Below are 13,472 nucleotides of genomic sequence, written 5' to 3'. Positions count from 1 at the left end.
TGACTAATGACTAATGACTAATGACTAATGACTAATGACTAATGACTAATGACTAATGACTAATGACTAATGACTAATGACTAATGACTAATGACTAATGACTAATGACTAATGACTAATGACTAATGACTTCAGATATTAACTTCCCAGCATTTGCAACTTGTACAAACTGGCATACAACCCTTCTTGCTGCAACAATTCTTCGTGGGTTCCAGACTCTACTAACTGCCCGCGTTTGAGCACCAAAATACGATCGACATTTCGGATAGTCGAGAGCCTGTGGGCAATGATTATAGCCGTTCTGTCCTCCATCAAACGCTCCAAAGCCTCTTGAATTAAAGCTTCTGTCCCCACATCCAAACTAGCAGTAGCCTCGTCTAGAACTAAAATATTGGGATTGCGAATCGCCGCCCGAGCAAACGCTAATAATTGCTTTTGTCCCCCCGAAAGATTCGTTCCCCGTTCCCGCAATTGCGTGTCATAACCTTGAGGTAACTGTTCGATTAAACGAGCAACATTAGTCTTTTCTGCTGCTGCTTCAATTTCCTCAATAGAGTAATTTTCTCCCAGGCTAATATTGCTCTTCACATCGCCAGCAAATAGAAAGCCATCTTGAATAATCACGCCTACGTGTCGGCGCAATTCTGCTTGAGGCAAATCGCGAATATCCACACCATCGATGAGAATGCGTCCTTGCGTCGGCTCGTAAAGGCGGCACAGGAGACGGATAATCGAACTTTTGCCCGCACCGGTGGGGCCCACTAATGCTACTTTTTCGCCGGATGCAATCGTAAAATTGAGGTTTTGCAGGACGTATTCGTTATCTTTGTAGGCAAACGACACATTGTCAAATTGGATTTCTCCTGATGCGAATTCCTTCGATTGTCGATGGTCGATTGTCGATGGTCGATTGTTAATTGATAGACGATATTCTGAAGTTTTGGGACTTGGATTATTCTCTACCAATTCTGGATCAGTTGAAGATAAGTTATAGGAAATCGTCTCAGGATGACCGGTAATTAACAGCGGCGAATAATATTTCTTTCTTCCCTTTTCCCTCTTTCCTCTTCCTTCTTCCTTGTGCCCTCTTCCTTCTTCTTTTTGTACGATAGTTCGATCTTGAATTTCGATTGGTTCGTTAAGAATATCGCTAATCCGTTCGACAGCGGTAAATCCTGCTTGAATCGCGGTAAATTTCTCGGCAAATTGCCGCAACGGATCGAAGAGACGCTGAGCAAATAAAATAAATGCCGAGAGAGTACCAAAGTTAAGACTACCTTGCAGAACTTTTTCACCGCCCAGCCACAAAACGGCTCCAATTGCCACTAAAGCAATCCATTCCAATGTCGCAGATACCGCAGAGTCGTAAAAGATTGTGGTGTCAACTGCTTTGATGTAGCGTTTGTTAGTGACTCTAAACAATTCTGAGTTGAATCTTTCGCGGCGGAATAGCTGCACTACGCCAATACCAGTCAGGTTTTCTTGCAGTTGGGCGTTAAGATCGGAAAGTTCTTCTCTGGTAGTGTAATTTGCTCGGCGATATTGGTTTTGAAAATAAACGATTAGTGCAGTAATTGGTATCATGATTGTCACCAACATTAAAGCTAGTTGCCACTGCATGGTAAACATGAAAATGGCAATTACTAAAATTGAAAATAAATCGCTAACAATCCCGATCGCCCCGCTCGAAAATACTTCTCCCAAAGCTTCGACATCGCTGGTAAGGCGCGTCATCAATTTACCGACAGGAGTGCGATCGAAAAATCTCACTGCTAGCGATGTGACGTGGGCGAACAAATCATTTCTAATATCAGTTGTAATTATTTGCCCTACTTTCGTGACTAAATAGCCTTGAACTGATTGCAGCCCCAATCTAAATGTTATAGTTAGCATCAGCAAAACTGCTAACACGTTTAATGCAGTAGATAAAGGCAATCCCCGCAAAAATTCATAGGTAGGTTCCGCTCGAATTACCGAAATTGCCTGTCCGATCAGAATCGGTTGAATTGCTCCTGAGACTGCTAGCGGTACTAATAGTGCGATCGAAATAATCAGCAAGCGTTTGCTGCGGGTTGCGTAAGATGCCAACCTCATGAATAACCGCCAGTCTGTTTCCTGGCCGGATTTGTTTTTGGTATCTGCTACTGGTGAGGAAATGGTCATTCGATTTTAGATTTTAGATTTTAGATTATGGAATTGCAGAAGCTATTATGCTGCTAAATTTGGGGCTTTTGCTGGGGATACTGAGCTTTTTTGCTCCGCAGCTTGTAGGGCGAGCGCGCCCTCGAAGTTCACTCAGTCTTTGAGCAGAAAGACTGTAAAATATATCCAAGTAATAATTGTAGCAAATGCAGTCAGTTAAATTATGGAATCTTCTATACCTACAGAAAATTATTTCTCCCGATATATAGAAACACCTAGATTATATCTAAGAGAATTTACGCCAGACGACTTAGATGAGCTTTACCACATCTACAGCGATCCCGAAGTGATGAAGTATCTAAGTGAAGGCGTCAGAAATAGAGAAGAAACAGCAGTAGATTTATTTGGGATAATCGCAGATTGGGAAAAACACGCTTTCGGTTTGTGGGCTGTTGTCAATAAAGAAAATAACCAATTGATCGGCGACGGGGGGCTTCGCTTCTTAGGCAAAACATCTGAAGTAGAAGTCGGTTACGTGTTAGCAAAAGCGTATTGGGGGAAAGGTTTAGCTGCGGAAATTGCAGGAGTCAGCCTCAAGTACGGATTTGAAGTATTGAAAACAGAAAAAATTGTTGCAGTTGCACATACCGAAAATATCGCCTCGCGGCGGGTAATGGAAAAAGTGGGGATGAAATACCAGCACAACCTCGACGATCGCGATCGAGATCGAGTATATTATTCTATCTCGCGAGAAATCTACAAGTCAAAAGTAGTTGTGTAGGTGTGCAGTGCACACCTTACTGCATTTATATTACTAACCTTGTAATTTGTCATTGTTACCTGCTAACAACTACGAAGTTTTTTGCAATTGCTTGTTAACCTTGAGAATCTTCTTAGCAAAATACTCTTTTCGGTGTCCCAATCTTTTCGCTACTTCCAACCCTTTTTGATAGGATTCCAAAGCTTTATCGTAAGCCTTCATTTCCTGATAAACTTGACCGATATTGTCGTAAGCATTCATCAATCCGTACCAATTGTAAGCCCGCTCTTCCAACAGCAACTGCATTTGATAAATCCGCAAAGTCGGCTCCCACTGCTTTTGCGCTCGGTAAAGCAATGCTAATTTGTCCAAAGCTTCGCTAGCCTGAGCGTACTGTTGAATGGGAACAGCTAAATTGTAAGCTTCCTGATAGTATTGAGCTGCTAAGTTGATTTGACCTATACTTTGGTAATCGGTGGCGATCGCCATTTTTAGCGGCGGTATAGCGCTGGGGTTTTGCAGGTTAAGATACACGGATGCTAATTTTTCCCTGGCTGCGATCGCCTTTAGGGGCTGTTTCGACTGCTGGTAAACGTAGGCCAACTGTCTCAAAGCATCCACCTCAGTTGGAGCAGTTACAGGCTGCGGCGGCGCGCCGTTTCCCGCCGATAAAACAGAATTTTGTACCCCAGCATTAGCCGCAAATAAAGCGCGGTTTTCCTGAATTAAACTTGCCAATTCCTCATACACGGGAGCAGCTTTTTCGTAACTGAGCCAATTAATGTGAATTAGCCCGATCGCCTTTAAAATCCGACCCTCAGCCAATATATCTTGGTTTTGGCGCGCATTTTCGAGAATTTGTTGGTAAACTTCTACAGTCGGGCCCTTAGCCCGCACCTGGCTAAAAGCCGCAGCCAAAGCCTGGAGCAAATCAAGATCGATCGGTACTTGCGATTTCACTTGTTTGTAAATTGCTTCCAGCCGTTTAGTAATAAGCTGTAGTTCGATGTTTTTACTGCTACTCCAAGCAACACTTCCCACCCGACTCAAAGCAGCAATTTCCGCCGCCGGGCCCAGATACCTACGCAGTCGCAATTCTCGGAACCAAATATCAAAAGCACCAGCCCCATCTCCAGCTTCTAGTTTAGCCGCTGCTTCTAAGTTTAACTGTTCCAAAGCCACTGTCAGTTCGTCCCGCTGACTGCTGCTCAGAGGCTCACTGGCGGGAGCTAGCGGATCGGGGGTGGTAATTTCTAGAGGATTAGGAGAAAATTGATCGAGGCCCGGTGGATTAGTTTGGGCGCTAGCAATAGAACCAGCACACAGCCACAAAAAAAGCAAGCACCCAATTGGTACAGAATTTCTCATAAAAGAAATATGACTGCCACGATTCGGCATCTGGGCTCGAAACATCAAATTTTGCATATCTACAAAATGGAATAAATTATGTCACAAAGATGGCACAAAAGCAAACTGTTCAACAAGAGCAAGAAAATAAAATTTAGCATACTGAGCAATTATTCGGATTTTAAGGCGTTGGGCGATCGGCTTTTGCGCTTATTCAGTTTAACCCTAATTCTGTTAACCATATGCACGGCTTGCGCGCCTCCTGCCGTTGCTAAAGACCGCTCTTTTCCTGAAATGTCCCTAGAATTTTTGGGAGAGTATCAATTGCCAAAAATGAATTTTGAAGGAACACCAGTCGGCGGCTTGTCAGGAATTACCTACGATCCAAAAGGTATTAGTGGCGTGACTTCCAAAGCTTATCGATTTTACGCTCTTTCCGACGACAAGAGCGAAAACGGAGAAGCCAGATTTTACAGTCTCCGACTCGATCTCGCCTCCAGCGATCTTGCAAATATTCGCCTGAAAAAAGTTGCCGTTGAAAGCGTTACCTCCCTCAAAAAAGCAGACGGTGAAACCTTTGCTTGGGGCTCCATAAATCCCGAAGGCATCGCCCTTTCTCCCCGCAATTCAGTATTTGTCGCTAGCGGAGGCTTTACTCATGCTAACATCCCTCCTTTGGTCGGCGAATTTGACCTCACAACCGGGAAATTGCGGGGTAATTTACCTATTCCCAACCGCTACATTCCCGATGCCAGCGACGAACAACAGCAGCAAGGAGTGCTGGACAATTCAGGTTTTGAATCTTTAAGCATCGACCCAGAAACCTTTAGTCCAGGCGGTCTCGATCCATTTCGCTTGTTCGCAGCGACGGCAGCGCCGTTAATGCAAGATGCAGACCCGGAACAAGCAAGCAAAATACGCATTTTACATTATATTATCGTCGATAAAACGCCGCAATTAGTCTCAGAAAATCTTTACCAGCTAGACCAAGTTCCCATGAGTTTGTTGAACAATTTAACAGAATTAGTAACTGTTGGCGGCGGTCAATTTCTGAGTTTAGAGCGTTCTTTTGGGCTGTCGGGATACAGCGCTAGAATTTATCAAGTAGCGGCTGGAGCGGCGACAGATACTTCGAGAATCAAGAGTTTTAAAGGAACAATGGCAATGGTCGAGCCTGTGAGGAAAAAGTTGCTGCTCGACTTGAGCGAACTGGGAATTCCGCTGTACAATTTAGAGGGAATGACTCTCGGGCCGCAGTTGCCAGACGGCAGCCAAAGTGTTGTTTTAGTCAGCGATGACAATTTTGATGAAGCAGAGAGAACTCAATTTATTTTGTTGAGTTTAAAAAAGAAAAATTAGATTGTAAATACTGTACTGAACTGTCAAGCGTCTCGTCATTGGAAGTGAAGCGCTCGGAAGCAAAGCAATCCTAGGTGTAACAAGTGTTACGCAAAAAAAGAGACTTTTTTCAGAATTTATCAACAATCTGGAAATTATCTGCGTACAAGCTGCCGCGCATTTAAATTAGAACTCTGGATGAAAAGGACTTTTGTAATAGTTCTATAGCGGTTCTCAAGCTTTGTGAGGTATGCCCTATGCCCAATGCCCAATGCCCACGAGAACATCTCATGTTACTGAGAAAGGCTATATTGTATATCCAGGGCGGGCTTTGGGGCTTAACGCACAAAAGTTGGATTGTTTTTTTAACAGACAATTTAACTGCTAACAAGCCGATCTATCTCGCTCTTCCAAGAGCGAAGATTTATGCAATAAATCTCTTGTATAACGGCAGTCTTGGCTGTTCGCAAAAGTTAAATTTACAATAGCTTGTTACTTGTTTCCCAAATATCCTGCCATTCCTCCTCCGAAAGTGGCTGCACTTCCAAATCAATCTCAAAACAGCGACAAGCCGCCGCACTCAAAACATCAATTACAGTTGCAATCAAATCATCTCCCCCTTCAGATAGAGGTAATTTCACAGGAATTAATTTTTCGTCAAAAACTCGATCGAACAAACTAACATCCGGTTGCAAGCGCATGGAACCGTGCTGCAAAATAGCATCGCCCCGGCGCAGTTGCGCGCTACCAATTAACTTGCAGCCATCGGGCGTAACTAAATCAGCACCCGTCGCAGTACCAAAACAATTCGGATTGTGAATGTAACCCCGTTTAGCTTCCCCGTAGTGCAAGTCTAAACCCATCGCCCTCCAACCCTCAATCAAAAACTCGCAAATAGTCTGATAAGCTTTCAGGCGACTGCTGCCAAATCCTGACGCTACCACTGCATAAGTTAAATCTCCTTGGTGGAGCACGGCGCGCCCGCCGCTAGGCCTCCTCACCAATTCTACAGGCATTCCCTGCCAAGATAGCTGCTCCCAAAACTCCGGCCAGCGCTGCTGGTGGTAGCCCAAGGAAATCGCCGCTGGTTGCCAGGTGTAAAATCGCAGAGTTGGCGGATGTTTCTGGGCTAGATGCTGTTGCAGCAGCCATTTGTCGATCGCCATCTGCAACCTCCCAGACGCTGACAGCAGCGGAATTAAACGCCAAACAGAATTAGCCATCAGTCCCCAGTCCTCAGTTTACAGTCAATAATTCGCAGAATGTTTTAAAATTAGTAACAGTTTTTTGGAGCTGTCTTCAAAGTTGGTGCAAGTTTCAAGCCCGTAGGTGCTTGAGAAATAAATAGCAAAATTAATCGCAGAACCATGAGCAACAGTGTAATTGTCATTAACGACGAAAAATTTGAAACAGAAGTCCTGAAAGCTGAGCAACCAGTGCTTGCCTATTTTTGGGCGAGTTGGTGCGGGCCTTGCAAACTGATCGCGCCTTCGATAGACTGGGTGGCGACCAACTACAGCGAGCTGAAAGTGGTCAAGATGGAAATTGACCCCAATCCTAATACTGTCAAGCAGTATAAAGTTGAAGGAGTCCCAGCACTCAGACTGTTTAAAAATGGCGAAGTAGTGCTTTCCCACGAGGGAGCTATTACCAAACAAACTTTGCTCGGTTTGCTCGAAGGTCACTTATAAAGTTGGGAAACGATGCGGGAGTTGCCAACTCCCAACTCACAACTATAGCAAGCACAAATATTTTTGAACATCTCTATTTTCTCCTCAATACTCCTCTCAAACTCAGCGCCCTCTGCGCTCTCTGCGGTAAGTCAAAAAAAATCTTGTTCGCAAGCAAATTAAAAGGCAATTTCAAAAAATAGAATAGTTCAAAAATTATAAAAACATTCAATAATATCCTCAACCATTCACAAAAAATATGCAATTTGCCAAACGTTTAGAATCCCTGCAATTTAATGTATTTGCCGATATGGATCGGGCAAAGTCTCTCGCTAAAGCAGCGGGAAAAAAGGTGATAGATTTGTCTCTGGGTTCTTCCGATTTGCCTGCGGCGGCTCATATTACAGATGCGATCGCCCATTCATTGTCAGACTCTAGCACCCACGGCTATTTACTGTTTAACGGGACACGAACTTTCCGGGAAGCTGCAGCTTGCTGGTACGAACAAAAATTTGGGATTTCAGTTAATCCAGAAACAGAAGTGCTGCCGTTAATTGGCTCCCAAGAAGGCACGGCGCATATGCCTTTAGCTGTAATGAACCCCGGAGATTTTGCTTTGTTGCTCGATCCGGGTTATCCTTCCCACGCAGGCGGCGTGTATTTGGCCGGCGGTCAAATTTATCCGATGCCAATATTAGCAGAAAATCAGTTTTTACCAGTTTTTGAAGATATTCCGATGCCCGTGCTGGCTCAGTCGAAGATGATGGTTTTGAGCTATCCTCACAATCCTACAACTGCGATCGCCCCGCTGGCTTTTTTTGAGAAAGCCGTGGCTTTTTGTCGCCAACACGATCTGGTTTTAGTACATGATTTCCCCTATGTGGATTTGGTGTTTGACGATGCCGCAGGGGCGGTGGATGGTGCGCGTGCGGCCTGGGAGGATATCGAGAAAAACCGTAAATTGATGGCACCGTCAATTTTTCAAGCCGATCGAGATAAGAGTGTAGCGATCGAGTTTTTTACACTATCTAAATCCTACAGCATGGGAGGTTTTCGAGTCGGATACGCGATCGGCAACTCCCAGCTAATTGCAGCCCTGCGACAGATCAAAGCCGCAGTAGACTTCAACCAATATTTAGGAATTTTGAACGGAGCGGTCTCCGCATTAACAGGCCCTCAAGATACCGTCAGAAGCAGTGTAGAAACCTTCAAAAAACGGCGGGATAGCTTTGTAAGCGCCCTAGAAAACATTGGCTGGGAAGTACCCGTACCCCCCGCCACCATGTACGTCTGGGCGAAACTGCCCCAACCTTGGACATCTGATTCTATCAAATTTTGCACTCAGCTAGTAGAGAGTACAGGAGTCGCAGCTTCCCCCGGTGCCGGTTTCGGGAAATCAGGAGAAGGCTACGTGCGATTTGCCTTAGTCGAGCCGCCCGAAATTTTAACAGTTGCAGCGAGCAAAATTGCGGAATTTCTCAATTAGAGTTGCACTGCATTCAATCGCTCTGTTTTGGGCAAATAATCTGCGTTTATCGGCATTGCATCTGCCTTATATCGTTTCCGGTTGCATCGGAATAATAAAATCGAGTCAACAGTCAACAGTCAACAGTCAACAGTCAACAGTCAACAGTCAACAGTCATGAGGAGTGCAACCGGAATTGATATTACATCTGCGGTTTTGCGATCGGCTTTTTTGGATTTAATACCAATTCTTAAAAGTATGGCTACTTTTGAAAATTGGTATAATTTCCCACTACTAGCACTTACGCAAGGGCGATCGTAAACCGGGTTTTTTACAAAATACACAGGTTATAGCCCGCCACAACCATCAAAAACCCGGTTGCGACTCGAAATCCGCAAGTCTTCTATCGTTATTTCTACCTAAAGGAATAGATATTTTCATACAAGATATGTGAAAATCTATTTTGAGAAATGTTAACGCGAGACATCTTGGGAATTGTCAGTTCCGCTTACCCACTCTAAAAATCCTTGAAATGAGTTTTGTCTGGGCAGCGATTGTTCCGTAGCTGCGATCGCGCATCCCAAAAATACCACGCTTCCCAAAATTGCCAGCAGCGGAAAATTCTTGCCGAACCCAAAGTCTCGCTGGAGGCGAGCTAGGGGCCGGCTCTGACGCCTGAGCATTTTTCCTACCGTCATTTGTTTGAGACTAAAAGGATCGCGCACAAAATGACCGCTCCAGCTAATTACCATGTGGGAATGGCAGTGGGGACAAGTGAACAGTCCGCTGACCATTCCAACGGGGCCGAGGACGCTGGAACGGTTGCAAATCGGGCAAGTGACAGAATGGGTGTTATAGGTGGGAGCGTTCATAACTGTTTTTCTGGAGTAAAAAAACTAACAACCAATTGAGAGCTTGTGTAACGCCAAAGGCATAAACCTTTACAGGCACTTTATCCTTAATTCCTAGTTTACAGCCGCGATCTGGTCGATCTGAGCTCACTGCTCGAAAAAACCTTCAAATTGCCAATCGCGCAACGAGTGCAAGTCGGGATGGCAGGTGAGATTGTATTGCAGCGGAGTCACGGTTATTCTGTTGTCGCGGATAGCTTGTACGTCTGTAGGAATAGCATGAGCCACCGACGGATCGGCGGTTTCTTCTACATCTTCTAACAATTCCCCAGCCAGCCAATAATAAGTTTTGCCGCGCGGATCTGTGCGCTTTTGAAATATGTCGAAATAGCGGCGAATGCCTTGACGGGCGATCGCCACTCCGGTAATTTCTGCTTGTGTCACCGCTGGTATGTTGACATTCAACAGCGTCGGTTTAGCCATTGGCTGTTTTTCCAACTGTCCCAGCAAGGTGACAGCAAAATCCACCGCCGGCCCAAATTCCTGCGAAGTATAGCTGGCGAGGCTGAAAGCAATGCTGGGAATGCCTTCCATGATTCCTTCCATTGCTGCCGAAACCGTGCCAGAACAGATGATGTCCGTACCTAAATTCGGCCCGTGGTTGATCCCGGAAAGCACAAAATCCGGCGGTTGGTCAAGTAAAGCCCACAAACCTAATTTCACGCAGTCGGCGGGAGTGCCCGAACAAGCCCAAGCTTTGACGGCGGGGTCAAAAACAGATTCGATAATTTCGGCGCGGATGGGTTGGTGCATGGTGAGGCCGTGCCCTGTAGCGGAGCGCTCTCTGTCGGGACAAACTACGCTCACGTCGTGGCCTGCGGTGGCGAGAGCGTTGGCGAGGCTGCGGATGCCTTGGGCAAAGATGCCGTCGTCGTTGCTAATTAAAAGTTTCATTGAAATTTTTTTACAGGCCTGAGAATAATCTTAAACTAGATTCAACTAGGGCGATCGCTCGACTTTGAAACCTCAATTCTGCAGACAATGGTTTAACCGGACTCAAACAAAAACAGAGACGAACAAGTATTCAAATCCTTCTGATTCACCTGAAAGCAAGAGGCGCATCAAGGCGAACTCGCCAGCGCTGGTGGTTGCAGGTAAACAGTCCGGTTGTTGCTGCCCTTGCCAAACGGATACCGAGGGTGCAAGGAGATATAGCTGTTCTCACTCTCGATGAGGTATCGATCGATCCCTCAATTCCTCAATCCCCGAATCCCTCAATCTAAAATCTAAAATCTAAAATCGACTGACTTCTCACCTTTTTGAGAAAGGCTATATCCAAGACCACCCGCTGACCTACAAAATCTGCTTAAATTCCCAGAATGTACTGGCTGTATTTTTTGGGCAAAACTTTCTGCAAGATGTAAATAATTGCCAAACAAGCCAACAAAGTCCCTGTCACCAAAAAGCCGAGCTTCAGCAGCGGATGTACGGGTTCAATACATTTATAAAACACTAACAACACATATTGCACGACTGTCGAATCTAGCAGATATATAGGGAATGAATAAGCAGCCAATATTTTGACAACACGAATAAAATTGCGTATCCTTGAGCAGATATTTTAAAAAACTATCGCAGAAACCATTCCTCCGCATTAACTTCGCCGAGCAGGTAATATTCCGAAATGCTTGCTAGATAAAATAGGATGGTTGCTCCTAAAAATTGCATTTTTCTGCGTTCTAGAACGGGTTTGATTTTGTCATAGGTTGAACCCAAAAATAGACCGGCAGAAAATGGCAAAATCCAACTAAAAATCCAGCGCTCCATCAAAGGTAGAGGTATTGATATGTATTTGAAAACTGCCCGGTAAAAAAATATGTTAAAAATTGTTTGAATTGTTAAACCCAAGATTCAAATTTTTCGGGTTTCTCAAACTTTTAAGTTTACTAGGAGCCACCACCAACCGTAGCATTGAACAATTACAATGATCAAATAATAGGGAGGCATTACTGAACCTGTCAAGATATCTCTGAACAATGGCAGTAAATCAATTTTTGGGAGCGATCCCCAACTATTTAAGATGTACAAAGCTACTGACCAAAACAAAATAGGGAGATATAATTCTTGAAAGTCTTTTTTTGAATATCTGTGCGGGATTATTTTGATTGTCGGTTTTGTTGGTGAGGCAAAAACCGCTCAGCAGTAAAAATGCAGGTACGCAGAACAGTTGCAATGTGTCAATCGCCACAAACACAATTCGGCGTTCGCGAAATGCCGAGAATCCAGCATGAATAATCACAACACCGACGATCGCTAAAGCTCGGATCAAATCAAATTCTGCGAACCGATTAGAAGCTTTCGGCATGGTAAAAAGTAGATGCCAAAAATTAGGGTCAAATCAGAATTTTTCTGTCTCACGGACTTTCACCCTACCAGAAAATATTATTTTTGCTCCTATTTTCACCAAACTTATACAAATTCACAAAAATCTTGCTACAATCCTCAATCAGATACCAATGATTAAATTTTTCACATTCACAGAGTGGGGAGTCGGACACTCGACGGTGCCGTTTCTCTATAACTCGATCGCCCAATTTTGCGCCATGTCTGCCGGAAAGGGCAATAGCGTTGTTCTACCACTGGGACGATCGCCTACAAATTCAGAAAATTACCCCTAAGTCGCCGTTTCGTCAAAAGCAGTTAGCTAACCGTTGTTGTGATGAATGTGCGACGCAGAAACATTATCCAACTGATCGCGCCCGTTGCGGATCACGCGCAGCATATCGCTGAGCTTGTGCTCGATATTATCTAGCACTTGGTCAGCATAATCGTCGGCGCCGTTTTGAATTTCCTCGCATTCAGCCATCGCCCTAACTCTCATTTCTTCCAGTTCCTCTTGAGCCTGGTAGCGAATTTGTTCGACTTCCGCCAGCGTCGCCTGCTGAATTGCCTCGCAGTCGAGCAAAACTTGCTGTCGCAACTGATCTGCTTCGATCTTCGCCTGCTGGATCAGGCCCATATCGTTTAAAAGTTCTGCGGCTCGCTGTTCTGCTGCTTCTATCACTTCCTGAGCGTAGATTTGGGCTTCTTCGAGCAGTTCGTCCTTGTGCCGAATGATGATCTCGGCTTCCCCAAAGGCGATCGGCAAATTTAGCCTCACCAAGTCTAACTGATCGAGCAACTGTTCTTCATCAATCAGAGTGCGTCTGGTCAGAGGAATGCGCGGACTGTCGAGAACAATTTCCTCAAGCCGGTTCAATTCCCTCTGGATGTCTACTCCTGGGGTTCGGGTGGGTTCTCCGAAAGCGGCTGTGTTCTGAGGTGATTCATTCTCAGCGCTGCCGGCGGTAATATCGGATTCGATGCGATTTGGTTCCTGCTGGCGTAACATTTGTAAATATCTAGGGCGACGTGTTTCGGAACAAGATGATCTACGGAGCCACCAAACTTGGCGATTTCTTTAACTACACTACTACTTAAAAAGCTGTACTCGTTAGAAGTTGCCAAAAAAACTGTTTCAATTTCGCCCAGAAGGGTTTTATTGGTGTGGGCCATCTGGAGTTCCATTTCAAAATCTGTTAATACCCGGAGCCCCCGCAGCAGCACTTTGGCTTGTCGAATCTTAGCATAGTTTACTGTCAAACCCTCAAAACTGTCTACTTCTACGTTTGACAAGTGTTGGGTACAGCACCGGATCTGCTCGATCCGCTGCTCTACGGTGAAAAGAGGGGTTTTGCTGGGGTTTTTGACTACGGTAACAATTACCCGATCGAACAATTTGCAGCCCCGCTCGATAATGTCTGCGTGACCAAAGGTAATGGGGTCAAAACTGCCTGGATAGATTGCAATCACGAGTTGGGCCCAACGGGGAGAGTGAGGGAGTGGGAGAGGGGGAGAGG

General features: G+C 45.0%; 16 protein-coding genes. 6 read left to right on the top strand and 10 right to left on the bottom strand.

Going from position 1 to position 13,472, the window contains the following annotated elements:
• Positions 1–138: 138 nt before the first annotated feature.
• Positions 139–2,163 carry an ABC transporter ATP-binding protein gene (locus IQ263_RS25845; protein WP_194070956.1) on the bottom strand — a complete coding sequence of 675 codons (2,025 nt, stop codon included), beginning with the start codon at positions 2,161–2,163 and terminating at the stop codon, positions 139–141.
• A 202-nt stretch (positions 2,164–2,365) separates the two neighbouring features.
• On the opposite strand from IQ263_RS25845, the gene IQ263_RS25840 reads away from it, so the two are divergent.
• Positions 2,366–2,923 carry a GNAT family N-acetyltransferase gene (locus IQ263_RS25840; RefSeq protein WP_194070955.1) on the top strand — a complete coding sequence of 186 codons (558 nt, stop codon included), beginning with the start codon at positions 2,366–2,368 and terminating at the stop codon, positions 2,921–2,923.
• A 69-nt stretch (positions 2,924–2,992) separates the two neighbouring features.
• Here IQ263_RS25840 and IQ263_RS25835 read toward each other — a convergent pair whose 3' ends face one another.
• Positions 2,993–4,327, bottom strand: coding sequence for a tetratricopeptide repeat protein (locus IQ263_RS25835; RefSeq protein WP_194070954.1), 1,335 nt, complete (start codon positions 4,325–4,327; stop codon positions 2,993–2,995).
• A gap of 21 nt (positions 4,328–4,348) precedes the next feature.
• Between IQ263_RS25835 and IQ263_RS25830 the strand changes: the two genes are divergently transcribed.
• Positions 4,349–5,608 carry an esterase-like activity of phytase family protein gene (locus IQ263_RS25830; RefSeq protein ID WP_194070953.1) on the top strand — a complete coding sequence of 420 codons (1,260 nt, stop codon included), beginning with the start codon at positions 4,349–4,351 and terminating at the stop codon, positions 5,606–5,608.
• Between the two features lie 458 nt (positions 5,609–6,066).
• Here IQ263_RS25830 and IQ263_RS25825 read toward each other — a convergent pair whose 3' ends face one another.
• The gene (locus tag IQ263_RS25825; RefSeq protein ID WP_194070952.1) at positions 6,067–6,810 is read right to left on the bottom strand and encodes a lipoate--protein ligase family protein; all 744 of its coding nucleotides are present in this window, start codon (positions 6,808–6,810) and stop codon (positions 6,067–6,069) included.
• Between the two features lie 144 nt (positions 6,811–6,954).
• Here IQ263_RS25825 and IQ263_RS25820 point away from each other — a divergent pair, with 144 nt between their 5' ends.
• The 3 genes from IQ263_RS25820 (at position 6,955) to IQ263_RS25810 (ending at position 9,043) form a co-directional block, all read left to right on the top strand.
• Positions 6,955–7,278: a thioredoxin family protein gene (locus tag IQ263_RS25820; RefSeq protein ID WP_194070951.1), complete on the top strand. Its 324-nt coding sequence runs from the start codon at positions 6,955–6,957 to the stop codon at positions 7,276–7,278.
• Positions 7,279–7,516: 238 nt separating this feature from the next.
• A complete protein-coding gene (locus IQ263_RS25815; RefSeq protein ID WP_194070950.1) occupies positions 7,517–8,743 on the top strand; it encodes an LL-diaminopimelate aminotransferase in 1,227 nt (408 codons plus the stop codon).
• A gap of 156 nt (positions 8,744–8,899) precedes the next feature.
• Positions 8,900–9,043 (top strand): hypothetical protein, encoded by a 144-nt coding sequence (locus IQ263_RS25810; protein ID WP_194070949.1) that lies wholly within the window; start codon positions 8,900–8,902, stop codon positions 9,041–9,043.
• 152 nt (positions 9,044–9,195) lie between these two features.
• Here the strand turns inward: IQ263_RS25810 and IQ263_RS25805 are convergent, their stop codons facing one another.
• The 5 genes from IQ263_RS25805 to IQ263_RS28960 all read right to left on the bottom strand — a co-directional run bounded on the left by IQ263_RS25805 (position 9,196) and on the right by IQ263_RS28960 (position 11,938).
• Positions 9,196–9,594: a hypothetical protein gene (locus IQ263_RS25805; RefSeq protein WP_194070948.1), complete on the bottom strand. Its 399-nt coding sequence runs from the start codon at positions 9,592–9,594 to the stop codon at positions 9,196–9,198.
• 126 nt (positions 9,595–9,720) lie between these two features.
• Positions 9,721–10,527, bottom strand: a complete 807-nt coding sequence (gene surE, locus IQ263_RS25800; RefSeq protein ID WP_194070947.1) for a 5'/3'-nucleotidase SurE — start codon at positions 10,525–10,527, stop codon at positions 9,721–9,723.
• Positions 10,528–10,939: 412 nt separating this feature from the next.
• Entirely contained in the window at positions 10,940–11,149 is a 210-nt protein-coding gene (locus tag IQ263_RS28970) for a hypothetical protein (RefSeq protein ID WP_228050369.1), read from the bottom strand.
• Between the two features lie 53 nt (positions 11,150–11,202).
• On the bottom strand, positions 11,203–11,400 hold the full coding sequence (locus tag IQ263_RS28965; RefSeq protein ID WP_228050368.1) for a hypothetical protein: 198 nt from the start codon (positions 11,398–11,400) through the stop codon (positions 11,203–11,205).
• A 244-nt stretch (positions 11,401–11,644) separates the two neighbouring features.
• Complete coding sequence (locus IQ263_RS28960; RefSeq protein WP_228050367.1) at positions 11,645–11,938, bottom strand: acyltransferase family protein; 294 nt, start codon at positions 11,936–11,938, stop codon at positions 11,645–11,647.
• 151 nt (positions 11,939–12,089) lie between these two features.
• Here IQ263_RS28960 and IQ263_RS25790 point away from each other — a divergent pair, with 151 nt between their 5' ends.
• On the top strand, positions 12,090–12,251 hold the full coding sequence (locus IQ263_RS25790; protein WP_194070946.1) for a hypothetical protein: 162 nt from the start codon (positions 12,090–12,092) through the stop codon (positions 12,249–12,251).
• A 26-nt stretch (positions 12,252–12,277) separates the two neighbouring features.
• Here IQ263_RS25790 and IQ263_RS25785 read toward each other — a convergent pair whose 3' ends face one another.
• Positions 12,278–12,964 (bottom strand): ATP synthase subunit B family protein, encoded by a 687-nt coding sequence (locus IQ263_RS25785; protein ID WP_194070945.1) that lies wholly within the window; start codon positions 12,962–12,964, stop codon positions 12,278–12,280.
• Entirely contained in the window at positions 12,847–13,425 is a 579-nt protein-coding gene (coaD, locus tag IQ263_RS25780; RefSeq protein WP_194012120.1) for a pantetheine-phosphate adenylyltransferase, read from the bottom strand. Before coaD ends, IQ263_RS25785 begins: the two co-directional genes overlap by 118 nt.
• Positions 13,426–13,472: the final 47 nt, after the last annotated feature.

The organism is Tychonema sp. LEGE 06208 (assembly GCF_015207505.1).
Lineage (GTDB): Bacteria > Cyanobacteriota > Cyanobacteriia > Cyanobacteriales > Microcoleaceae > Microcoleus.
Note: the sequence above shows the minus strand (reverse complement) of the source record. Positions and strands in the feature narration are given on the sequence as shown.

Bases quoted from the DNA above. Each gene is read 5' to 3' on its own strand.
- IQ263_RS25845 (WP_194070956.1), bottom strand. From the start codon at position 2,163: ATGACCATTTCCTCACCAGTAGCAGATACCAAAAACAAATCCGGCCAG.
- IQ263_RS25840 (WP_194070955.1), top strand. From the start codon at position 2,366: ATGGAATCTTCTATACCTACAGAAAATTATTTCTCCCGATATATAGAA.
- IQ263_RS25835 (WP_194070954.1), bottom strand. From the start codon at position 4,327: ATGCAAAATTTGATGTTTCGAGCCCAGATGCCGAATCGTGGCAGTCAT.
- IQ263_RS25830 (WP_194070953.1), top strand. From the start codon at position 4,349: ATGTCACAAAGATGGCACAAAAGCAAACTGTTCAACAAGAGCAAGAAA.
- IQ263_RS25825 (WP_194070952.1), bottom strand. From the start codon at position 6,810: ATGGCTAATTCTGTTTGGCGTTTAATTCCGCTGCTGTCAGCGTCTGGG.
- IQ263_RS25820 (WP_194070951.1), top strand. From the start codon at position 6,955: ATGAGCAACAGTGTAATTGTCATTAACGACGAAAAATTTGAAACAGAA.
- IQ263_RS25815 (WP_194070950.1), top strand. From the start codon at position 7,517: ATGCAATTTGCCAAACGTTTAGAATCCCTGCAATTTAATGTATTTGCC.
- IQ263_RS25810 (WP_194070949.1), top strand. From the start codon at position 8,900: ATGAGGAGTGCAACCGGAATTGATATTACATCTGCGGTTTTGCGATCG.
- IQ263_RS25805 (WP_194070948.1), bottom strand. From the start codon at position 9,594: ATGAACGCTCCCACCTATAACACCCATTCTGTCACTTGCCCGATTTGC.
- surE (WP_194070947.1), bottom strand. From the start codon at position 10,527: ATGAAACTTTTAATTAGCAACGACGACGGCATCTTTGCCCAAGGCATC.
- IQ263_RS28965 (WP_228050368.1), bottom strand. From the start codon at position 11,400: ATGGAGCGCTGGATTTTTAGTTGGATTTTGCCATTTTCTGCCGGTCTA.
- IQ263_RS28960 (WP_228050367.1), bottom strand. From the start codon at position 11,938: ATGCCGAAAGCTTCTAATCGGTTCGCAGAATTTGATTTGATCCGAGCT.
- IQ263_RS25790 (WP_194070946.1), top strand. From the start codon at position 12,090: ATGATTAAATTTTTCACATTCACAGAGTGGGGAGTCGGACACTCGACG.
- IQ263_RS25785 (WP_194070945.1), bottom strand. From the start codon at position 12,964: ATGTTACGCCAGCAGGAACCAAATCGCATCGAATCCGATATTACCGCC.